The organism is Clostridiales bacterium (assembly GCA_014799665.1).
Classification (GTDB): Bacteria; Bacillota; Clostridia; order Christensenellales; family Pumilibacteraceae; genus Anaerocaecibacter.
In genome coordinates this window covers 264765-288478 of the sequence record JAAVHP010000007.1, presented here as the reverse complement: position 1 = coordinate 288478, position 23714 = coordinate 264765, and the positions used below count along the sequence as shown (strand labels likewise).

Annotated in this window: 21 protein-coding genes; 16 read left to right on the top strand and 5 right to left on the bottom strand. The window is 45.9% G+C overall.

Going from position 1 to position 23714, the window contains the following annotated elements:
- Window position 1 precedes the first annotated feature (1 nt).
- From HDT28_03940 to thiI, 16 genes are all read left to right on the top strand, one after another.
- Complete coding sequence (locus HDT28_03940) at window positions 2-604, top strand: MBL fold metallo-hydrolase (protein MBD5131730.1); 603 nt, start codon at window positions 2-4, stop codon at window positions 602-604.
- Entirely contained in the window at window positions 594-1955 is a 1362-nt protein-coding gene (gene hemZ, locus HDT28_03935; protein ID MBD5131729.1) for a coproporphyrinogen dehydrogenase HemZ, read from the top strand. The genes HDT28_03940 and hemZ overlap by 11 nt, the downstream gene beginning before the upstream one ends.
- Window positions 1956-2011: 56 nt before the next feature.
- Complete coding sequence (gene miaB / locus HDT28_03930; GenBank protein ID MBD5131728.1) at window positions 2012-3307, top strand: tRNA (N6-isopentenyl adenosine(37)-C2)-methylthiotransferase MiaB; 1296 nt, start codon at window positions 2012-2014, stop codon at window positions 3305-3307.
- Window positions 3308-3321: 14 nt separating this feature from the next.
- Window positions 3322-5901, top strand: coding sequence for a DNA mismatch repair protein MutS (gene mutS / locus HDT28_03925; protein MBD5131727.1), 2580 nt, complete (start codon window positions 3322-3324; stop codon window positions 5899-5901).
- Complete coding sequence (gene mutL, locus HDT28_03920; protein ID MBD5131726.1) at window positions 5898-7724, top strand: DNA mismatch repair endonuclease MutL; 1827 nt, start codon at window positions 5898-5900, stop codon at window positions 7722-7724. Before mutS ends, mutL begins: the two co-directional genes overlap by 4 nt.
- A complete protein-coding gene (gene miaA, locus HDT28_03915; protein MBD5131725.1) occupies window positions 7703-8611 on the top strand; it encodes a tRNA (adenosine(37)-N6)-dimethylallyltransferase MiaA in 909 nt (302 codons plus the stop codon). The genes mutL and miaA overlap by 22 nt, the downstream gene beginning before the upstream one ends.
- A gap of 1 nt (window position 8612) precedes the next feature.
- The gene (locus HDT28_03910) at window positions 8613-9818 is read left to right on the top strand and encodes a hypothetical protein (protein MBD5131724.1); all 1206 of its coding nucleotides are present in this window, start codon (window positions 8613-8615) and stop codon (window positions 9816-9818) included.
- A gap of 48 nt (window positions 9819-9866) precedes the next feature.
- Window positions 9867-11159, top strand: a complete 1293-nt coding sequence (eno, locus tag HDT28_03905; protein ID MBD5131723.1) for a phosphopyruvate hydratase — start codon at window positions 9867-9869, stop codon at window positions 11157-11159.
- 184 nt (window positions 11160-11343) lie between these two features.
- A complete protein-coding gene (locus HDT28_03900) occupies window positions 11344-11697 on the top strand; it encodes a histidine triad nucleotide-binding protein (GenBank protein ID MBD5131722.1) in 354 nt (117 codons plus the stop codon).
- Window positions 11690-12259 carry a hypothetical protein gene (locus HDT28_03895; GenBank protein MBD5131721.1) on the top strand — a complete coding sequence of 190 codons (570 nt, stop codon included), beginning with the start codon at window positions 11690-11692 and terminating at the stop codon, window positions 12257-12259. Before HDT28_03900 ends, HDT28_03895 begins: the two co-directional genes overlap by 8 nt.
- Window positions 12252-12785, top strand: coding sequence for a hypothetical protein (locus HDT28_03890; protein ID MBD5131720.1), 534 nt, complete (start codon window positions 12252-12254; stop codon window positions 12783-12785). The genes HDT28_03895 and HDT28_03890 overlap by 8 nt, the downstream gene beginning before the upstream one ends.
- Complete coding sequence (locus HDT28_03885; GenBank protein ID MBD5131719.1) at window positions 12782-13471, top strand: response regulator transcription factor; 690 nt, start codon at window positions 12782-12784, stop codon at window positions 13469-13471. The genes HDT28_03890 and HDT28_03885 overlap by 4 nt, the downstream gene beginning before the upstream one ends.
- Window positions 13472-13578: 107 nt before the next feature.
- Complete coding sequence (locus HDT28_03880; protein ID MBD5131718.1) at window positions 13579-14589, top strand: HAMP domain-containing histidine kinase; 1011 nt, start codon at window positions 13579-13581, stop codon at window positions 14587-14589.
- Between the two features lie 2 nt (window positions 14590-14591).
- The gene (locus HDT28_03875) at window positions 14592-15305 is read left to right on the top strand and encodes a hypothetical protein (protein MBD5131717.1); all 714 of its coding nucleotides are present in this window, start codon (window positions 14592-14594) and stop codon (window positions 15303-15305) included.
- The gene (locus HDT28_03870) at window positions 15302-16435 is read left to right on the top strand and encodes a cysteine desulfurase (protein MBD5131716.1); all 1134 of its coding nucleotides are present in this window, start codon (window positions 15302-15304) and stop codon (window positions 16433-16435) included. Before HDT28_03875 ends, HDT28_03870 begins: the two co-directional genes overlap by 4 nt.
- A complete protein-coding gene (gene thiI, locus HDT28_03865; GenBank protein ID MBD5131715.1) occupies window positions 16425-17585 on the top strand; it encodes a tRNA 4-thiouridine(8) synthase ThiI in 1161 nt (386 codons plus the stop codon). The genes HDT28_03870 and thiI overlap by 11 nt, the downstream gene beginning before the upstream one ends.
- Before the next feature lie 2 nt (window positions 17586-17587).
- Here thiI and HDT28_03860 read toward each other — a convergent pair whose 3' ends face one another.
- The 5 genes from HDT28_03860 to pta form a co-directional block, all read right to left on the bottom strand.
- Window positions 17588-19561 carry a penicillin-binding protein gene (locus tag HDT28_03860; protein MBD5131714.1) on the bottom strand — a complete coding sequence of 658 codons (1974 nt, stop codon included), beginning with the start codon at window positions 19559-19561 and terminating at the stop codon, window positions 17588-17590.
- A 234-nt stretch (window positions 19562-19795) separates the two neighbouring features.
- A complete protein-coding gene (mtaB, locus tag HDT28_03855; protein MBD5131713.1) occupies window positions 19796-21088 on the bottom strand; it encodes a tRNA (N(6)-L-threonylcarbamoyladenosine(37)-C(2))-methylthiotransferase MtaB in 1293 nt (430 codons plus the stop codon).
- Entirely contained in the window at window positions 21076-21786 is a 711-nt protein-coding gene (locus tag HDT28_03850; GenBank protein MBD5131712.1) for a 16S rRNA (uracil(1498)-N(3))-methyltransferase, read from the bottom strand. The genes mtaB and HDT28_03850 overlap by 13 nt, the downstream gene beginning before the upstream one ends.
- Window positions 21783-22691, bottom strand: coding sequence for a 50S ribosomal protein L11 methyltransferase (gene prmA / locus HDT28_03845; GenBank protein MBD5131711.1), 909 nt, complete (start codon window positions 22689-22691; stop codon window positions 21783-21785). Before prmA ends, HDT28_03850 begins: the two co-directional genes overlap by 4 nt.
- Window positions 22691-23689 (bottom strand): phosphate acetyltransferase, encoded by a 999-nt coding sequence (gene pta / locus HDT28_03840; protein ID MBD5131710.1) that lies wholly within the window; start codon window positions 23687-23689, stop codon window positions 22691-22693. The genes prmA and pta overlap by 1 nt, the downstream gene beginning before the upstream one ends.
- Window positions 23690-23714 lie beyond the last annotated feature (25 nt).

Here is a 23714-nt window from a genome sequence, read left to right as displayed (position 1 = left end):
CATGAAAGTAATTAAAATGGTGCTTAACGATAACGCCACTAATACTTACGTTGTAATAGGCGACGGGGAAGCGGTTGTTATTGATCCATCCTCCAATGCAAAATTTTTAATTGACTACTTATCGCAAGAAAACGTTAAAACCATACACGTTTTATTAACGCACGGGCATTACGATCATATCGGTGCGGTCGCCGATTTACAAAGCTACGGTGCGAAAATTTATATGTCAAGCTTGGACTACGAGCTTATCGATTTCGGCGAAGCCTACGGGCTTTTTTCCTCGCGTGATAAGTTCGAGTTGGATAATCCTGTCGTTGACGGCGACGTTCTTTCGCTTGCAGGACACGAATTTAAAGTAATATCAACGCCCGGACACACTCCCGGAAGCGTATGCTATATCATGGACGGACTAATAATGTTTTCGGGCGATACGCTGTTTAAGAACAGTATAGGCCGAACCGATTTCGAATACGGCGATTTTTCGACCATGAACAAATCACTAAAAAAGCTTGTCGAGCTTGACGGCGACTACTCGATTTTGTCAGGACACGGCGAGGAAACTACACTCGATTGCGAGCGGAAAGATAATCCCTATGTCAATTGATATACGTAACAATACGGAATTATACGACGTAGCCAGGCTCTTTTTCGGCGACGATTGCCCAAGTATTACGCTTGATAACTTTGGCGACGAGTTTACTGTGAAAATCAACGAAGCGTCGTACAGAAATATTTATACCGACGAGCGTTATAACATCATTCCGCGGGAACGCCGAGTGGGTAGGCTGTCCAAAATCGCGCTGTACGACGCGTTAAACGTCTTTACAGGGCGCGTAATGCCGTGGGGTGCTCTTACTGGCGTGCGTCCGACAAAGCTGTTTTACGAGTGTTTACGCGCAAATAAAACGATTGAGCAAGCCGAAAACATAATGCGTAACGTTTACAGAGTGAGTGCCGAGCGAGCGAACGTATTAAAACGCATTATTTGCGCTCAGCGCGGCAAGGTCGAATTTTCGCCCGAGTTTTACAATCTTTACGTTCATGTTCCGTACTGTACGACGAGATGTAATTATTGCTCGTTCGTGTCGGCGCCGATCGGTAAGTGTGCCGAACAAGCAAAACAATATGTCGATTTACTTGTCGACGAAATATCGAGATCGCGCGAAAAGCTTTCGGCGTGCGGAAAAAAGGTTCTTTCCGTTTATATCGGCGGTGGAACGCCTACTGCGCTCGATCCAAAATCGTTTGAAAAGCTTTTATGTGCGCTTGATGGGTTTGACTGCGAATACACGTGCGAAGCGGGTAGGCCGGATACGGTAACGCCCGAAAAGATAGATATAATGAAAGCGCACGGCGTAACACGTGTGTGCGTAAACCCGCAAACTCTCAACGATAAGACTTTGGCTTTAATCGGGCGCAATCACGGTACGGACGATTTCTACCGCGTGTACGACGAGGTAAAAAGCCACGGTTTTGTTATTAACTGCGACCTTATCGCTGGGCTGGACGGTGAAACAACGAACGATTTTATTAACAGCTACGAGGGCGTAAAGAAGCTTGCGCCGCACAACCTTACGGTTCATTCGTTATCTAAAAAGAACGGAAGCGCGATACGTTACCGCGACGGCGAAAACGCGGACGCTTCCCAAATGCTCGAATACGTTCTTAATAATCTCGGCGAATACGAGCCATATTATTTGTACCGCCAAAAACGCCAAGCGGGCAATCTGGAAAACGTAGGCTTATTCTTGCAAGACTTTCAGTGCGTAAACAACATTACGACCATGGAAGAAACTGTTGGCGTTATGGCGTGCGGAGCGGGCGCGATATCCAAGTTTATCGCCGGCGGAAACATTTATAGGTTTGCCAATATGCGCGACGTAAACCTCTACATATCGCGATACGACGAGAAGATACCTGCCAAGCTGGATTATTTCTCGAAAGTCGGTTTATAGCAAAAAAATGAGTAATTTGCTGTACTTTTTGCACGATTTGGTGTATAATTATACAAATGAATAATAAGTATCACATACACACGTACGGTTGTCAAATGAACGTTCACGAATCGGAAAAGCTCGCGGGAATATTGGAAGCTCGCGGTTTCGGCGCGTGTGACGAAGTTGAAAGAGCCGACGTGATAATACTTAATACTTGCTGTGTGCGTGAAACCGCCGAGACCAAGGTCTTGGGGCATCTCGGCAGGATAAAAAGCCAAAAGAAGGCGGGCGCGGTACTCGTCGTTTGCGGATGTATGACACAGCAAAAAGGTGCGGCGGAAAAGCTTATTAAACGCTGTCCGTTCGTCGATATAGTTATCGGGACGTTCAATCAGTCGAGATTGGGCGATTATCTCGATTTGTTTGCGCATACGGGAACGAAAATCGTCGAGGTTTGGGAGAGCGAAAAGGACGGCGAAGCGAAGGCCGAGGTTATGCCGTACCGCACTTCGGGCATTAACGCATGGGTAAATATAATGTACGGCTGCAATAATTTTTGTGCGTACTGTATCGTGCCGTACGTTCGCGGGCGAGAACGCTCGCGCCCGATAGACGATATTCTGCGCGACGTAAACGAACTCGTATCGAACGGATATAAACAAATCACGCTTTTGGGGCAAAACGTAAACTCTTATTCGTACAAGGACAAGACGTTTGTAGACCTTCTTAAAATGCTCGAACTTGATACTAAGTATCGACTTAAATTTATGACTTCGCATCCCAAAGATATTTCGCCGTCTCTTGTGGATGTTTATTCGAGCTCAAAGGTTTTGGCTAAAACTCTGCATTTGCCGGTTCAAGCGGGTAGCAATAGAATATTGGCGGCTATGAACAGGCGGTACACCCGCGAGCAGTACATTGAAAAAATAGACTTATTCCGCTCGGCGGTGCCCGATATAGGTTTAAGCTCGGACGTGATGGTAGGTTTCCCAACCGAGACGGAAGACGATTTTTTACAAACGTTGGATCTGGTCGAGCGCGTTAGGTATAACAATTTGTTCATGTTCATTTATTCGCGGCGAAGCGGCACTCCCGCCGACAAAATGGAGCAGCTCGATTACAAGACCAAGCAACAGCGCATAGATAGGCTTATCAAAAAACAATTCGAAATATCCAAGGCTATTGCGACGGACAGTATAGGCAAAACCGTCGAGGTGCTCGTATCCGAAAAGACGGGTAATAAATGCTACGGCAAGGCGAGTAACGATCAAGCTATTTCCTTTATTAGCGACAATGCAAGCGTGGGCGATTTTATTAACGTAAAAATTACAACGGCGAAGAACGCCAATCTTACAGGCGAGGTGATATAATGGGTTTGTCACCAATGATGAAGCAGTACAAGCAGATAAAAGCGGAACATCCCGATACCGTGCTTATGTTTAGGCTCGGCGATTTCTACGAAATGTTTTTCGAGGACGCGGTAACCGTATCGCGCGAGCTCGATTTGACTTTAACGGGCAGGGCGTGCGGAAACAACGAGCGCGCGCCCATGTGCGGAGTACCGTACCATTCCGTGCAAACGTACATAAGCCGTCTTATCAAAAAAGGGTACAAGGTCGCCATTTGCGATCAAATGCAGGACCCGAGCGAGGCTAAGGGGCTTGTCGACCGCGACGTTACGCGCATTATTACGGGCGGTACGGTAACCGATCCCGACAGTTTAAGCGACGATAAAAACAATTACTTAATGTCGCTTTATCTCGACGATACTGGCGTCGGTGCGGTCTGGACCGACATTACCACGTCAGAAACGTATAATCATTTTATCCCATGCCCAGTTAAGGTAAAGCTGAACGATTTGCTTTTGAGAATAAAGCCGTCAGAAATTATTTGTAACGGCAAAATGCTTGCCGAGAGCGTTGAGCTCTCCGCCGTCAAGTACGGGTCGGTGTGTAATATGTCGCAGTACGACGACGCAATGTACGAGCTCGAAGTCGCAAGGCGCGCGCTGTCTACGGTAATGAGCGAAAAAGAGCTTAAAGAGCTCGGAAAAACGCCGTGCTGCGTTTGCGCCGAGGGCGCGCTCGTTGCGTATGTTCGCAGTATGCAGTTCCGCTCTGACGTCAATATCGGCGCCTCCGAAAACTTTGAGAGCGCCGTTTGTATGGATATTGACGCGAACACGGCAAAAACGCTCGAACTCGTCGAATCGCAAAGCCGTAAAAAGGGCACAACGCTTCGCGACGTAATCAATAAGACTTGCACGCCGATGGGTGATAGGCTGCTCCAAAAATGGTTGCTCCGCCCGTTGTGCGTTAAAGAAAAAATCGACGAGCGGCTCGACGCAGTGGGCGAGCTTTACGGCAACACGATTTCGCGCGAACGGTTCAGGACCGCATTAAGCGATATTAAGGATATCGTTCGTATTTCGTCAAACCTTGCGCTCGGCGATATTAAGCCCAAGGACGTGCTTGCGCTTAATTCGTCTTTTCACGCTTTGCCGGTACTGAAAGATACTCTTAACGGCTTAGCTTCGCCGCTCTTAAAATCGATCAACGACAGAATCACGATAATGTTCGATTTGTCCGATCTTATCGATAGAGCGATAGTAAACGAGTTTGCGGAAACCAAAACGGACGATAAAGATAAAGAAAAGAAAAATTACGTTATCAAGACGGGGTTCGACGTAAAGCTCGACGAGTACCGCACCATGGTAAACGACTCGCGCAAGATCATTGCCGAGGTCGAGGCGCGTGAGAAAGAGAAAACGCAAATAAAAAATCTGCGTATTTCGTATAACAGGCTTTTCGGCTATTTTATCGAAGTCCCGCGCCAATATGACAGTCAGGTTCCCGATTACTACCAACGCCGACAAACGGTCGCCAATGCCGAGCGTTACTGCACCGAAGAACTTAAAAAACTTGAATACGAGGTGCTTAATGCATCCGATTTTGCCGATAAGCGTGAAGCCGAGCTATATGCGGAAGTGCTTTCGGCGCTCCGTAAAAAATGTAAGGAGATCAACGAGATAGGCAAGGCGGTAGCCGATCTCGACTGTTTGGTTTCGCTTGCGACCGTCGCTAAGAAAAACGGATATTGTAAACCCGAGATCACCACGGACGGCGTTATCGCCATATCTGAGGGGCGTCACCCCGTAGCCGAGCTGTTACCGTCTGACGAACTTTTCGTTCCTAACAGCACTGCGCTCGACACGCTTGACGCCAAAATAATGCTTATAACCGGTCCCAATATGGCGGGCAAAAGCTTATATATGCGCCAGGTTGCGTTAATTACCGTGCTCGCGCACATAGGCTCGTTTGTTCCCGCCAAGTCTGCAAAAATCGGACTTGTTGACAAGGTATTTACACGAGTGGGTGCAAGCGACGATATTTCGACCGGTCGAAGCACGTTTATGGTCGAAATGAGCGAGGTGTCGCAGATCCTCGAAAACGCCACCGACGCAAGCCTTATTCTTCTTGACGAGATAGGACGCGGCACGGCAACCTACGACGGACTTAGTATTGCATGGGCGGTTATCGAATATCTCGCGCAGAATCTTACAGCCAAAGTGCTGTTCTCTACGCACTTCCATGAGCTTACCGAGCTCGAGGGCACGATCAACGGGCTAAAAAACTACAAGTTTACGGCAAAAGAAAGCGACGGTGGCATTAAGTTCGTGCGCAAGATCATGCGCGGTAGCGCAAACAAGAGCTTCGGTATAGAGGTTTCGGCGCTCGCGGGACTTCCGCAGAGCGTGCTCGACAGAGCAAAGCAGCTGCTTAATAAGCTTGTAAACGCAGATATTGCGCACAAGGCGAACGACGCGCGCCAGCTTTCGCTTTTCGACAATGTTGCCAAGTACGACGAGGTCATCAAAATTCTCCAAGAGCTCGACGTAAACGATATAACCCCGCGCGCTGCGCTCGATATACTATGCGACTTAAAGGAAAAAACGGATAAATGAAAATAAACAAGCTACCGAGCGAAATATTTAACCGTATCGCGGCGGGCGAGGTTGTGGAAAGCCCGTCGTCGATCGTAAAAGAGCTGTGCGAAAACGCCATTGACGCGGGCGCGACGGAGATCTCCGTTTCCGTTCGCGGCGGGGGAATCGACTACATACGTATTACCGATAACGGTTGCGGTATTGATTTCGACGATATGCCTACGGCGTTTATGCCGCACGCTACGAGCAAGATAAAAAGCTTGGACGATCTCGATACGATCGGTACGCTCGGTTTCCGCGGCGAGGCGCTGCCGAGCATTGCTGCCGTCGCCGACGTTACTATGACGACGCGCACTGCGGGCAGCGAGATAGGCGGAACGATTTCGTACAAGAGCGGCAAGCTCGTTTGTCACGACGAATGCGGTGCTAACCTCGGCACAACCGTAACCGTCGAAAACCTGTTTGGTAATATTCCCGCGCGCAAGAAATTTCTTAACAAACCGACGCGCGAAGAAACCAAGATATTTACGCTTATCGAGAACTTGGTGCTCGCCAATCCCGATATCGTGTTTAAGTTCGACAGCGAGACCAAGCATTTCTCGTCGCCCGGCGAGGGCTTGGAGAGTGCGGTTTTCGCGGTATACGGTGACTATGCGCTTAAAAACACAGTTAAGGTAAACCTTGCCGATCCGCCGCTCGAAGTGACAGGCTTTACTTGTTTACCCACATTTACCAAGCCGTCTAAAAACTATCAAAACGTAATAATCAACGGGCGGTACGTGGAGAGCGCGGACGTTCAGTACGCCGTGTATTCGGTGTATGCGCCATATCTTATGAAACGACAATACCCGTTGTTCGTTCTGCATATAACTATGCCGCTCGACATGGTCGACGTAAACGTTCATCCAAGCAAGCTTCAGGTCAAGTTTGCCGATACCGTTAAAATTAAATCGCTTGTCGCTTCCGCGGTCAAGAATGCGGTCATGCCTAAGCTTACCGACGCAAAGCCATTAAAAGACGAAGATTTTTCGTTTACTTCGTCCGCCGATTACGGAAAGTCGCATACATTGCGCCCCTTCTTCGACGTTCAGGCTAAGCCGAACGATAATTCGTCGGCACGACCGAGCGTTATTACTCAGAGCTCGGCTGTCGATATGGGACTAATAGACGGCGATAACGGTTACGAACCCGAGCCGCCGCCGATCAATAACTATTCCGACGTTTATACTCCCGCCGCCGATTTCAGTTCGGCCATGGTTTTCGAGCCGATAGAATGTATTAAGGTCGGCAAGCTGTTTAATACTTATATAATACTCGAACGTGGTGAAACGTGCTATTTCGTCGATCAACACGCCGCACACGAAAAATTGCTTTACGATAAGCTTTTAAGCGACTACGAGGCGAAACGCTTGCAAACACAGCCGCTCATGATCCCGTTCGTGTTCGACGTGTCGCCGAGCGACGCAGATTTGATCAACGAGAATATCGGATTGTTCGAGAACTGCGGGTTCGGCATTACGCCTTTTGGTGAATACACCTTTACTCTGTCGTATTTGCCGTATGCTTGCACGGGCATAGATCTTCAAGCGTTCGTTTCCGATTTGTTGCTGCTCGTCAATTCGCGCGATAAAAGCCCTATGATACTTAAAGAACGATTGATGCAAGCGGCGTGTAAAGCCGCCGTTAAGGGCGAAATAGACGATTTAAGCGACAGCGAGATAGAAGCATTGCTTTCCGAAATGGCGGCACGAAACATAACTATGTTTTGCCCGCACGGCAGACCGATAGTCGTAAGCTTTTCAAAAAAGGAGATTGAAAAGTGGTTCAAGCGCATCGTATAAAAACGATAGCTATAGTTGGGTGTACCGCGATAGGCAAATCCGATACCGCGCTTAAACTTGCTCGTGAGTTCAACGGCGTGCTTGTCGGTGCGGATTCCATGCAAATATACCGTAATTTCGATATCGGCACGGGAAAACTCACAAAAGAAGAATGCGGCGACGTGGAACACCGTTTAATAGACGTGGTCGACGGCGACGCGGACTTTTCGGTGGGCGAATACGTAGAGCTTGCAAAAAAGGAAATAGCGGATATTTCTCAAAACAGCCGTCTGCCTATCGTTGTCGGTGGAACGGGCTTATACGTTTATTCGCTGTTTTCGGGCTGCGACTTCGGCAGCGCGCCCAAGGACGAGCATACTCGAAAAATGCTAAAACTCTCGTCGCACTTTTTCAGCGCAATCGTTATGCACGGACTGCTTGAAAACGTGGATAAAGCTTCGGCGCAAAAAATATCTGCTAACGACAATAAGCGGGTGGTTCGCGCACTCGAAATTTACGCTTTATGCGGCGCGCCCAAATCCCAAGCCGTCGGCACGAACAAGCCCTATGACGATTTGACTATCGTTTTGACCTTGCCGCGCGAGATGTTGTATGACAGGATCAACCGCAGGGTCAAGAAGATGTTCGACGACGGGCTTATTGAGGAAGCAACGGGGCTTATCAAGTATAGAGATTGCGGATCGATGCAAGCACTCGGCTACAAGCAAATCGCGGCGAATCCCTACGCTTCGCGTGAAGAACTCGAACAACTTGTCGCGCAAAAAACGCGCAATTACGCCAAACGCCAGATCACGTATTTTAAAAACGTGGGACTGAATAAAGTATTTATAGACGCGCGCGACTATGAGGCAATTAAAAATTGCGTAACCGATTTTTTGAGGAAATAAAATGAATAAGCTTATACAAAACACAATAACCGCGCTTAACGAGCGGTTTAATGAAGTAGACCGAACTGCGCTTGAAAATCAGCATAAGGTTCTTAACGCTTTCAAGTCTCAACGGATAGCGCTTCGCCATTTCGCACCGACTTCGGGCTACGGATACGACGACGTAGGGCGCGACACGCTTAACAAGCTATACGCCGAGGTTTTTAACACCGAGGACGCAATAGTTTCGCCGTTGATCGCTTCGGGAACTCATGCGCTTACTACCGCATTATTCGGGCTTTTACGTCCCGATCAAACGTTGCTGTGCGCTACGGGCAAACCGTACGATACGCTTAACGACGTCATTTTCGGCGACGGAATAGGCTCGTTAAAGGACTTTAACGTAAAATGCGTTATCGTTCCGCTCAAAGACGGCAAACCCGATTTAGAGGCAATTTCGCACGAAATAAAGGCTAATAAGCCGAGCGTTGTCATGATGCAACGTTCGCGCGGTTATGATATGCGCCCTGCGTTATCGGTAAAACAAATGCAGGATATTGCTTCGCTCGTCGACAGAAAAACGTCGTATATCATGATCGATAATTGTTACGGCGAATTTACCGAAACCATTGAGCCGTCGTTTGCCGATGCGCTTGTGGGTTCGCTCATTAAAAACGTCGGCGGCGGCATTGCGCCTACGGGCGGATATATAGGCGGCAGCAAAAGAGCGATAAGTCAAATAGAAGGAAGGCTGACCGCGCCGTCTATCGGTAGGGAAGTCGGCTCGTATGCGGGTGATTACAGACCGTTCTATCAAGGGCTTTTTCTCGCTCCGCACGTCACCGCTCAAAGCATAAAAACAGCGCTTTTATTTTCTAAGGTGTTCACGGATTTGGGTTATAAAACTCTGCCGTCGCCTAACGACAGCGTGGACGATATTATTTGTTCAATCAATTTCGGCGATCCCGATAAGCTTATCAAGTTTTGTCAAACCATTCAAACCTTGTCGCCTGTGGATAGTTTTGCCGTACCCGAGCCATGGGATATGCCCGGATACAGCGATAAGATAATAATGGCGGCAGGCGCTTTTGTGCAAGGCGCGTCGATCGAGCTTTCGTGCGACGCTCCCATCCGCCCGCCGTATACCGCATATTTACAGGGCGGACTTACGTTCGAGCACGGGATCCTTGCACTTGAAGGTTGTCTTAACGCACTTGGTATAAATTAACGAATATAGCCAATAATTCTGAATAATATCATCATTGAGGAAATAATTATGGCTATGTCTAAAATTGTAAACGTAAAAGGACGGGAAGTTCTCGATTCGCGCGGAAATCCCACGGTAGAAGCCGAGGTTACACTCGAAAACGGCGTTACCGCATTGGGGATCGCGCCGTCGGGCGCGTCAACGGGCGAGTTCGAAGCTATCGAGCTCAGAGACGGCGACAAATCGAGGTTTAACGGTAAAGGCGTAACAAACGCCGTTAAAAATATCGAGAAAATAAACGAAGCGCTTCGCGGTGTCGACGCAAGCGATATTTTTAATGTTGATAAAATAATGATCGAGCTCGACGGCACCGATAACAAATCAAACCTCGGCGCTAACGCAATTCTTGCCGTTTCGATTGCTTCGGCACGCGCTGCGGCACAAGCTTATTCTTTGCCGCTGTACCGATTCTTGGGTGGGAGCAACGGCGTAACGCTGCCTGTGCCTATGATGAACATTCTTAACGGCGGCGCGCACGCTTCGAATACGGTAGACGTCCAGGAATTTATGATAATGCCCGTAGGTGCAAAAACCTTTAAAGAGGGTTTAAGATGGTGCACGGAAGTTTATCACACGCTGAAATCTATCCTTAAAAACAAAAATCTTGCAACGGCTGTCGGCGACGAGGGCGGCTTCGCGCCCGACCTGGACAGCGACGAAGAAGCGATAAAAAACATACTCGAAGCCGTAAAATCGGCGGGCTTTAAGGACGGGCGCGATTTCGTTCTTGCGATAGACGCCGCGGCAAGCGAATGGAAAAGTAAAAAGAAAAACGAATACCGATTGCCCAAAGCGAATAAAACCCTCGCCACCGACAAGCTTATCGATCATTGGGTAGAGCTTACCGAGAAATACCCGATATACTCGCTCGAGGACGGGCTTGACGAGGAGGACTGGAACGGCTGGCAAAAGCTTACCGAAAAAATAGGAAATCGCGTTCAGCTAGTCGGCGACGATCTTTTTGTTACAAACGTAAAGCGCATATCAAAGGGGATAAACAGCAGCTCGGCAAATTCGGTTTTGATAAAACCCAATCAAATCGGCACGCTGTCACAAACCATGCAGGCAATACGGCTTGCGCAACATAACGGTTATACGGCAATCGTCTCGCACAGAAGCGGTGAAACGGAAGACACAACGATAGCCGATCTCGCGGTTGCGCTCAACGCAGGACAAATAAAAACAGGTGCGCCGTGTCGAACGGACCGAGTTGCCAAATATAACCGACTTTTGCGCATAGAAGAAAGCTTGGGTTGCAGTGCCGAGTATGCGGGAATAAAAGCATTTAATATATCACGATAGACTTTTTCTTTGATAAAACGATGTGAGTGTATGCGGGTGAAACAAAACATAAATCACGAAAGCACACACACGGCATTAAAAGTTTTCTAGCCTACTTCTTTTTCAAAAGAAGTAGGTCATATTATTGCAAAAAAATATTTTTTATGTTACAATATTAAATGAAGTTTGCAATTGCGAGGATAATATGGACGATTGTATTTTTTGTAAAATAATCAAGGGCGAAATTCCGTCGAAGAAATTTTACGAGGACGAGCGGATGATTGTCATAGCCGATATTTCGCCTAAGGCTGAAAAGCACTATTTGGCTACCCCCAAAAAGCATTATAAATTACTTTCGCAAATGAGCGATACCGATTCGCAAGAGCTTGCCGCGTGCATGAAAAAAATCGGCGAGATCGCGCCGTCGCTCGGTCTTGAAAACGGGTACAGATTGGTGATAAATCAAGGCGACGACGCCGACCAGACCGTATTCCACCTGCATATGCATCTTCTCGGCGGGCAAAAGCTTTCAACCGACAATTACAGGAAAGATGTCTAAAACATTTTTACAAGACTATATTAGGTTATTCGACAAACCGACGGGCGAGAGCATAGCGAGCCATAAGACGATAGGGCTTGCACCACTGTACGACTATGTGCTTAATTCCGTCGAAAATACCCGAGAAAAACGTATTAACTGCGTATTAAAAGCCTTTGACTTGTCATCCGCAACGGAAGTAAAACCGTTTTACGATAACGTGGAAAGCGTGTTGTTAAACCGCGGCATGGTCAAACTGCAAATACTGAACCTTCTGAACGAAATAGGACTTAGCGCAAAGGAGAAAAATACAGCGATCATTGCGCGTTTGATAGAGATAGTTGCGGCCAACCCCGATATGGATTACGACGATCTGATTGCAGGTTTCGCAAAAGCTCACGGCTCGACGGCTCTTGCCGTATCGCGGTTGCTTGAACGCGAACTTAACGTTTACGATCCGGTATTCGTAGATAAGGTAACGCAAATCACCGGATCTCAGCCTTTTACAAGCAGCGATATTCTTTGTGATTTAGCCGTTTATGCACGCAATACATATTCTATCGGAGGGCTTATTCGTGCATAACATCAACAATAACGGCTTTATGAATTTTACGCCCGTTCCGCTTGAAAATTATACGCTCGAAAGCTTTCTATATAACGAGTGTGCAATCGAAAAGCCGTCAACATTGAATAAGATCATGCTTACGGTTGCTTCCATTCTCGCTATGATGAAGTTTAATTCCAAGCTTCTCGGCACTAATTATTTGATTTATCTCGTCACACGCTACCTAATCAAAAGCGACTATACCGAAAAGAGTGCCATTAAGGCTATTGCCGACGACTGCGGAACTTATCCTAAGGTTGTAGCGGATAATATCAAGGCGGCAATCAAGCACAATCCCGATTTCATCAAGATAGCGCAATGCGCCGTCCCACAACCTTTATACGTATTCGGCGAACCGACTATAACTGAAGTAGTAGGAATTGTAGGGACGATATACAAGCTCAATTATAATTATACAGTCGAGAGCGAATCGCTCGAAAAAGACGGACCAGCTATGAACTACTTGGAAATAACGTTTGATAACGAGTTAAGAGAGTCATTATGAGTAATGAAAAAACAAAAATTTTAATAGCCGACGACGACGATCATATCAGTAGTCTCGTCGCATTGTACTTGGAAAGCAACGGCTACGATACCTGCGTTTGCAGCAACGGGGAAGCCGCACTTGCAAAGCTTACCGAAATCGACTTCGACGCTGCAATACTCGACGTAATGATGCCGGGCATGAGCGGCTTCGAGGTTTTGTCGGAGCTGAGGAAAACTTCTAATGTTCCCGTCATTATGCTGTCGGCGCGCGGCGAAGCCAACGACAAAATAACGGGGCTTGATTACGGTGCGGACGATTATTTAACCAAGCCGTTCGAGCCACAAGAGCTTATTGCACGGCTTAAAGCCGTTTTGCGCCGTGCGAACACTGCTTCCGCCAAGGAAGTCAAACAAGTCGAACTTTTTAATTTGATAGTCAATATATCGGACTTCACCGTTACGCTTAACGGTGAGCGTATAGATATGCCGCCCAAAGAGATAGAGCTTCTATATATGCTCGTAAAAACGCCCATGCACGTTTTTACACGCGACGATTTGCTCAAAGAAATTTGGGGGCAAAAATATTCGGGCGATTCGCGTACAGTGGACGTACATATAAAGCGGGTTAGGGAAAAGTTGGGCGATAATCCGCATTGGAAGCTGACCACAGTTTGGGGCGTTGGTTATAAAATCGACGTTTTTTAAAAAGGCGTATGTCTAAGAATAAATCGACCTCAAATAGATTTTATAAATCTCATACTTTCCGCATAATCGTTTTCGCAATAATACTGTTTTCTACGGTGTTTTTTCCTATGTATTTTGCGTATCCCGATTTCGAAAAAGACTACGGCGGCTTACTTGTTGTGCTTGTCGTATTCGTTTACACATTTGAGGTTATCGCGTTAGTGTTGATTACGCATTATTTCGTGTATTTACGCGTCGACGGTTATGCGAAACAGCTGATTAACATGACGAGCGAAGGTCAGGAGACCGTGGTCGAGAAAAAAACGATAGACAATATAACGGATAACCTTGCCTCCGCCGTCGCGTCGACAGAAGCTGAGTACGCGCGGCTCGATCAAGTGCGAAAAGCGTTCGTTGCCAATGCTTCGCACGAACTTAGATCGCCGCTCACTTCGATACAAGGCTTTCTTCAAGCTGTTCTTGACGGCACCGTAAAAGAAGAAGAGCGCGATAAATACCTTAACATTGCGCTCGGCGAAACCAAGCGACTAAACGCGCTTATTACGTCAATGCTAGACTTGTCACGCTTAGATAACGGAAAAAATCCACTGGTGTATACAAGCTTCGATATTAACTCCGTCATAAACGACGTCGTAGCAAAGTTCGAACCGTCGCTCATAAAAAAATCATTGCAGATCAACGTTAATTTCTTTGACGAAAGCTGTCGCGTGTATGCCGATAAAGACAAGATTATGCAAGTGCTTATCAATCTTATCGATAACGCGATTAAATATTCGCCGGCTTATTCCAGAATAATAATTTCCACTGATTTACACGAAAACAAGGTTTACGTTACAGTAAAAGACTTCGGTTACGGTATAAGCAAAAAAGAACAGGCGCTTATTTGGGATACATTCTATATGACCGATAAAGCAAGATCGCCCGTTAAAACAAAAGGCTCAGGTCTGGGACTTTCTATCGTAAAAAAGATCATAGACGAGCATGGCGAAATTATATGGGTCGAGAGCAGCCGCGGCGCAGGCGCAACATTCATATTCACGCTTGCGCAATTTGACGCTGCAAAGCACGGCGCTCACGCCGGAAAGGTGATTAAAACCGAAACCGCAACGGAGATATAAGGATGGAAATTTTCTACGAGCAAAACGTTGTCAACAACAATATTGACGAACGCACAAAAAAGACAAAATCGCTCACAATAACTAAGACGATTTGTTTGATATTCGGCTTATCGATATTGCTTATGGGTGCTACGGCAATAAGCTTTTTTTGGGCGTTTCTTATAGGCTCGTTGCCGTTTTTCGCCGCAACCCTCGTTGTATCGCGCATTAACAAACGTAATAACACAGAGTACGACTACGTTCTCGACGACGAGTATTTAAGCATAAGCGAGATATACTTCCGCGAACGCCGCAAGCTCAAACATAAAATTCGTTTGCGCCTGGTGGAAAATGTCGGCGTGTTTGATAGCGAAGGCTATAAAAAAATAGAAAAGTCTGCGACTAAAAAAATTCTTGCGCTCGTAAATTATGAGGACGAAAAGTCGATTATTTATATTCTTTATAACACAGACAAAGGCAAGCGTATTCTATTTATCGAGCCGGATCGCGGTTTTATGCTGACGCTTAGGCGCATTTTGCCCGCGCTTACGGTATTCGATAAAAGTATCTCGGACTTTGAGAAACGCCTTACTGAGCTCGAAATGCAAAATCACGCGGACTCCGTAAAATCAACCGACGAAGATGCCGATGATGGCGAAGACGAGCAAGATTCAGAATATTATACCGAATCTGCCGACGAAGCAATAGATAAAACGTATAAGGACGGCGACGAATGATTTATCTTGATAATGCCGCGACTACGCGCGTGTTCGACATCGCCGCCGACGCCGCCCGAAAAACAATGCTCGAACAGTTCCATAATCCCAACGCTACTTATAGAAGCGGGGTAGAAGCTAACGATCGAATTGAGCAAGCACGTAAATCGATTGCTACGGCAATAGGCGCCGAGCCGAATGAGATCATTTTTACGTCGTGCGCGACCGAAGCCAATAATTGGGTATTTTCCTGCGGAATAAAAAATAAAAAGGGTAATATCGTTATATCGGCGGGCGAGCATTCGTCGGTATACGAAACGGCAATGGCGTTAAAAAGTCGCGGCGCGGACGTGAGAATGGCTCCACTTACAAAAGACGGTTACGTTGACGAAAGCGCACTTTTAAATCTTGTCGACGAAAACACCGCACTTGTATCGTTAATTCATGTCAGCAACGAAACAGGTGTAGTAAACGATATAAAGCGTTTATCTTCTGCTATTCACCACAAATCGCCAAAAACACTTATTCACAGCGACGGCGTTCAGGGATTACTCAAAATAGGCACAAGACTCGACGATTTAGGCGTAGACTACTATACGGCAAGCGCGCATAAGCTAGGTGCACCCAAAGGAATAGGGCTTGCGTATATTCGTAACGGACTGAATATCGCGCCGCTGATTTACGGCGGCGGTCAAGAACGCGGACTGCGTTCGGGTACGCAAAACACTCCGTATATTGCGGCTTTTGCTGCGGCGGTCGACGAAATCAAAAGCTTTAACGCTAATAACTGTGCGCAAAAAATACAGGCCCTGCGCCAAGAAGTATGCGATTTCTTCATATCAAACGGCTGTAAAATCGTCGGGAGCGGACAAAACAACGGGTATATTGCTTGCGTATGTATTCCGGGCGCCAAGGCAGAGATCGTGCAAAATATGGCGCACGATAACGGGGTAATAATAGGCAAGGGTGCGGCATGTTCGGGCGCTAAGCGCGGTAATCGTGTGCTTTCGGCTATGGGGCTATCACCCAAAGAAATCGAATGCTGCACTCGAATAAGCCTATTTATTAATTCAAATCGCGACGATACTTTACACGCCGCACAAATTATTATGAACGAAGCAAATAAACTTAGGAGCAATCATGTCGGATAACAGTGTTATACTCATACGTTACGGTGAACTGTACTTAAAGGGCAAAAACAAAGATTACTTTGAAAATGTGCTCAAAAACAATATCAGGAGCAAGCTTGACGGTTTAGATTGCAAGCTCTATTTCGGGCGCGGGCGTTACGTTGTAAAAGATTTTTCAGCCGATTTACAGACCGAAATCGTTAAACGCCTTAAACAGGTTTTCGGCGTATATTCCATATCAATTGCGCGCCGTTGTGGCTACGAGCTTGACGATATTGTTGCAACCGCGCTCGATATGATTCCAAGTAGCGGCACATTCCGCGTATCCACGCACCGCTCGTATAAAAAATATCCGCTTAACTCCATGCAAATGAATTGCACGCTCGGTGATAAAATATTGAGCGCGCGCGATAAGCTTACCGTAGATCTCCATAACCCCGATTACGTTCTAAACGTAGATATTCGCGAAGCGGGCGACGTATACTTGTACGACAGTACGGTGCGCTGCTCGGGCGGAATGCCGTACGGAACGGGAGGTAACGGATTGCTGTTATTATCAGGCGGAATAGATAGTCCAGTGGCGGGATATATGATAGCAAAGCGCGGTATGAGCATTACCGCACTGCATTTCCATTCATATCCATATACCTCGGAAGCGGCGAAGGAAAAGGTTATAGATCTTGCCCGAATACTTAGCGAGTACTGTCCTAAAATAAAACTTCTTTCTGTATCGCTCACAAAAATTCAAGAGACAATACATGAAAAATGCAAGCCCAACTATATGATAACGCTCGTAAGACGGTTCATGATGCGAATTGCCGAATGCGTTGCGAATAATACCGAGTCGCTTTGCTTAATAAACGGTGAGAGCCTGGGGCAAGTCGCAAGCCAAACGATAGAAAGTATTACGGTAACAAATTCGGTCGTTAAACTGCCGGTTTTACGCCCGCTGATCGGTATGGATAAAGATGAGATCATCGAAATCGCCGAAAAAATCGGCACGTTTAATACATCCATTAAGCCGTATGAGGATTGTTGCACCGTATTTTTGCCCGAATTCCCGTTAATTAAACCCACAATAGATAAGGTTGAAGAACAGGAAGCGCACATAGAAAATTATAACGAACTAATCGAAGACGCCTTAGCTAATATAGAACAAATCGAAATATAAAATCAAAATTCTCCGTCTTGCCACGAGTAATAATCGTAATAATCTATTATGTCAATCGACCTTTTTACGGGCAGATGGCGCTTGGATAAAACAGCTTTATAACGATATCTACGCGGAAGCATGGGGTCGGCGAGATAGACCTCATGCATATCGTTTAACGCCGTATAGTCGATATCGTAATACGCCACCGACTGCGGCATTTCGAATTGTTCGGTCGTTTTAATTATTTTCGTATCACAAAGCATTTTTATTATTTCACTGCATTTTGCGCCGGTAATTTTGTTATCGATAAGATGCTCGTTATCCTTGGCGCCAAACCAAACGGCGACGGTATTACTCGGAGTATAAGCTATGCAATAGCAGTCGTAATTGCCGTTTTCGTCACCGTTCGTGCCCGTTTTAGCCGCAATTACGCCCGAATATTTAAGTTTTTTCGCGGTGCCGTACTGCGCACAATTAGTAAGCATATTAGTGATCAAGTACGCCGTATCGTCGCCGACGGCGTTTTTATATTGAATATCTGACTCATAGATTTGTCCGTCGTTATTAGATACGTCGAGTAAATAGTGCGGTTTAGAATATTTACCTCCGTTGGCTAGCGTTCTATACGCGTTTGCAAGCTCCATGAGTGTAACGCCCTTATCCATTCCGCCGAGTGCAAGCGCGAGCGAATCATCGTTGGCTGTAAATGACAAACCGAAGTTCTGCGCAATGGCTTTCGATTTATCCATTCCGTTTTGATTTAACAATTTAACCGCGGCAATGTTCGACGAATAAGCCAAACAATCGTTTAACGACTGATACCCGCGATAAATTTCTTTATAATTCTTAGGCGCATAGTCGCCGAAAACCGTCGGTTTATCTTCGATTTGAGATAGGGGATTGAGCCCATTTTCCAGCGCGGGCGCATACGAAATAAACGGCTTAATAGTAGAAGCCGGAGACCTCTGCGGATTGACATAACCGATAACGTTTGTTTCGTCGCACATAACGCCACCCGTTTTATTATCAAGAATAATTACTCTAACGTTGTAATCATCGTATTTTTCATTTGATAATTCGGCTCGCACCGCGGAAACGGCGCGAGGATTATATGCGGTTTTGATAGTAAACTGATTGTTAAACAGCTGTTTTTCGGTGCAATCCAATTCGCGGCACGCATCTCTTAATAACGCCGAAGTAAACTGGTTAGGTCTTTCGCTGCTAAAACTAAGTTTTTCCGATAGCGCATATTTGTAATCGTTTTCCGTAATAAAGCCCTGATCAAGCATTTGCCTTAAAACAAGCTCTTTACGTTCCGTAAGATTATCAATGTTATTATACGGACTGTATTTAGTCGGGTTATTTATAATAGAAGCGAGCGCCGCAGACTGGGCGAGCGTAAGCCGCGAAACAGGCTTGTTGAACATAACTCGACTGGCAGTACCTAAACCGCGAATACCAGAGCCGAAATATAAAATATTCAAATAGCTTTCGAGTATTTGTTCTTTATCGTAAACGCGTTCGAGCTTGCGCGCCAAACGTATTTCTTCGATTTTACGCTTAATCGTTTTTTCATTCGATAAGTGAGTATTTTTTATAAGCTGTTGAGTAATGGTCGACGCGCCTTGGCTGAATTTACCCGATTTGATATTATTTACCGCAGCGGACGCCATGCGTTTATAATCTACTCCGGAATGATCGTAAAATCTCTTATCCTCAATAGCAATAAACGCGTTTACGGTATAGTCGTTCAATTCGTCATATTTAACGTACAATTTATCATTATCAAAAAGCGCGCCGTCGATAGGTTTGCCGTCACAGTCCAAAACCGTTACAGTACGCGAATACGAGGTCAGCTTATCGAGATCAAGATCGGTGCTGCCGAATATCGTAACGTTAGGCTCTATCAATAAAAAGAAAAAGCCGACCGACAGCGCAATAAACAAAACTATCGATATTATAACGATTAAAGATACTTTGGCGGCTTTCTTCATATAAATAGTATCTTAAACGAAATATTTTTTATGTAATACTGCACATAAAAGGTAAATTAATAAAGTTATTTAAATAAATCAAAAAGTCCCAATACACATCAAACCATATAAAAACCCATTATTCACCCTAAAAACACCCTTTTCACTTCGCAAAAGCTGTCTTTTGCGAAGTGAAAAGTTATATCCATGCAAATAAACTACAATATCCCCTATTAACCGAATTAATACAAAATCTTATTTTCGAACAGCAAATAAACCGTCTTTGTACTTATCGGTTAGACATAAATCGACAATTTCACCGCACGGCTCTTTGGAATAAACTTTAATATAGTTAGGCGTATAACCGACGTTAAATGAATCCTCAACGTCTTCTATGTAAACAGGCATTATGGCATTGGTATTTTGATTCAAAAATGCGCCATGAAGCCGAGATTTTATATCGAGCAACACATTGACACGTTCTTTTACGATCGATGGAGGCAATGTTTTATATTTTCTTGCCGCAAGAGTTCCCTCTCGACTGCTATACGGAAATACATGTATATCGGAAAACTTGCATTTATCAATAAAATCACAGCTTTCTCTAAAAAACTCGTCCGTTTCAGTTGGAAATCCCACAATAATATCGGTTGTAATGCCGGCAAGCGGAAAATATTGCCGAATAAGCTCGATTTTTTCAAAGTAAAACTCTTGATCATAATGCCTGTTCATAGTTCGAAGTACTTCGTTACTGCCGCTTTGCAGCGATAAATGAAAATGCGGGCAGTAATTTCCGTCACGCATAGCTTCGAGCATAGGACGGTCTACTACTTCACATTCAAGCGACCCCAAGCGCTTACGTGCTTTTACCCTGCTCAGAGCATTTAAAAGCTCCGTAAAAGATACGCCTATATCTTTACCGTACATAGACATATCAATCCCGGTTAAAACCACTTCTTTCGACGAAATATGTTCGCATTCTTTTACGATATCATCAATTGATCGCGACCTACTCCGCCCGCGTAAATACGGTATAATACAGTAGGAGCAAAATCGGTTGCACCCATCCTGAATTTTAATAAATGCCCTTGTTTTAGTCGATTTTGGGTATTTTTCATAGCAAAATTGAGTACTTTTATCAATTTTTTCTATATTTTCATCAAAAATTATTCTATTTAATAGAGTATTATAATGGTTATCTTTATATAATTTATCAATAATACTAAGACAAAATCTTGCTTTATCTGTCGTACTGCCTATTGCAATAACATTAGACTTTTCGAATTTGTGCGGTTTATTCTGCGTGCTGCACCCTACTACTATTATACGGCAGTCGGGATTTAGCTTGCACATTTTTGAAACATGTTGCCTCGATTTTTTATCGGCTTCCGCTGTTACAGAACAGGTGTTCAAAATATAAACGTCGGCAGGAGCTAATCCTTCCGACGCATTATAGTTGTGCGAATTAAGCGTAGATACAATCGACGCACTTTCACATTGATTAACTTTACACCCTAAGGTGACTACCTTTATAATCAAAGAGTCCATTCCCCCATCTCGTAGTACACAACCGACAGCGCCGATATCGCCGCAGTTTCAGCGCGCAAAATTCGTCTGCCGAGGGTTACCGATTTTGCCCCTGCTTCCGTAAGCGCAATCTTTTCCGGTTCGGTTATTCCGCCTTCGGGCCCAATAAATACCGCAATATCGGTTTTGCTTTTATCGATCGATTCACGCATATCGCCGTGCATTTCTCGTTCCCACGGAAAAATCAAGTAGGTGTTTTTTGCACGGTTTAATAGCTCGTCAAATTCAATGGTGTGTTCAATCGTAGGAATGCGGCTTCTCCCGCATTGTTCACACGCAGAAATAGCGATCTTGGTAAGCCGTTCATAATTGAGTGAAGTATTGCGTTGGCTGTACGTCGAATAAACGGGAACGATCGAAGTAACGCCGAGCTCTGTAGCCTTTTGGGTAGCTAACTCAAACCTATCTTGCTTGATCATAGAAAGATAGAGAGTTACGTTAATACCTGCCTCGCCTACGTTTGTAGCGCTATCGAGCACGTCGAGCAACGTTCTATCCTTTTTGATCTCTTTTACCTTACAAGAATATTCGTTGCCGTTACCGTCGAATACGGTAATATAATCGCCCACACGAATTCTAAGCGAATACGCTGCATGGGTATGCGCGTCGCCCGTTAATTCGATATTCGATTTATTTATATTGGGAAGATAAAATCTCATAGTTTGAAAATAAACGCGCTCCATTCGTTCTTTTGTTCGTGCTCGATGAGAGAAAACTCGTTTGAGTACGCTTTTTTAACGCTGTCGATTTTGTTCGATATGACACCGCTTAGTATTACGTATCCGCCGTTTTTAAGCGCGTGTTTTATAATTGGAAGAACGCCTATCAATACGTCTGCCGTGATGTTTGCTATAACTACGTCGGCAGGCTCGCTCATGTTACGTACGTCGAGTTGGTAAACCGACGGTTCGGTTATTCCATTGAGCGAGCAATTATATTTTGTAGCCGTGATCGCCTGCTCGTCGGTATCGGCAAATACCACATCGTCCGCTCCAAGCGCCGTTGCGCAAATGCCTAGTATTCCGCTTCCGCAGCCAAAGTCTAAAACGCGCTTACCTTTGAGCGAAATTCTTTGCATTAGATCAATACACATAGACGTGGTCTCGTGCATACCTGTACCGAACGCGAGCCCTGGATTAAGCTTGATTTCTATATCACCGCCGACGGGATGATAATCTATCCACTCGGGGACTATAACAAGCTTGCCGATATTAAACGGTTTATAATACTTTTTCCACTCGTTTTCCCATTCTTCCGAGTCGATAATCTCGCAAACGGCTTTAAGAGAAGAAAAGTCCGCCCAGTCTTCGGTTTTAAGCGATTCTATACGATTATATACGACGGACTCATCTGTTTCCATCGTGAAATACCCGCTTACGAAACAGCCTTCGGTTGGATTGAATAGAGCGGCGTCGGCATAGTCCCAGCGTTTTTCGTCAAGCACTTGCTTGATATTGCCGTAATCGTCGAACACTTCGCCCATGCTCCCTGCCTCGTGCAGCGTATAAGCAACGACTTCGGAAGTCTCGGTCGAACATTCTACGGTTATCTTTTTGAATTTCATTATTTATTCATTGCGCTTTGGAGAGCAGTCATAGCAACGACGTTTACAACGTCCTCGCTACTGCATCCGCGCGACAAGTCGTTTACGGGTTTATTAAAGCCCTGGCAAATCGGGCCGATAGCTTCCGCGCCGGCAAGACGCTGAACAAGCTTATAGCCGATATTTCCCGCTTGAAGATCGGGGAAAATCAATACGTTGGCTTTACCTGCGACGGTGCTGCCGGGCGCTTTAAGGTCGGCAACGGTCGGGACAAGCGCGGCGTCGGCTTGAAGCTCGCCGTCCACGGCAAGGTCGGGACGCGCTTTTTTAACAATATCGAGCGCAGCGGTAACCTTATCGACAAGCTCGCTCTTTGCCGAGCCCTTGGTCGAGAAGGACAACAACGCTACCTTAGGCGAAATACCGGCAATCGCCGTTGCGCTGTCCGCAGATGCGATCGCAATATCTGCAAGCTGCTGACTGTCGGGATTGGGATTTACAGCACAATCACCAAAAACCATAATACCCTTTTCGCCGTACTTCGAATTTTTATCGAGGCACATGATGAAGCACGAGCTAACCGTTTTAATACCGGGCGCGGTCTTAATGATTTGCAGTGCGGGGCGCAAAACGTCGCCTGTGGCGTTTATCGAGCCCGCGACCATGCCGTCCGCCTCGCCACGCTTAACCATGAGCACGCCGAAATACAGCGGGTTTGCGGCAAGCTTACGAGCGGTTTCGATATCCATGCCCTTTGCTTTACGAAGCTCGTAAAGAAGCTGGGCATACGGCTCGATATCGACGGAAGCCGTGTCGATAATCTTAATTTCGTTAAGGTTGGCGCCGGGGCATTTTTCGGCGATCTTCTTTGGATTACCGATAAGCACAATCTTGGCTATATTTTCCGCCTGGACCTTGGCGGCGGCGGTAATGATACGCGGTTCTTCGCCCTCGGCAAGAACAATCGTCTTTTTGAGCGCTTTCGCCTTTTCGCGTACCGAATTCAATAAATCGTTCATAATATCCTCCGAAAATATTTACAAA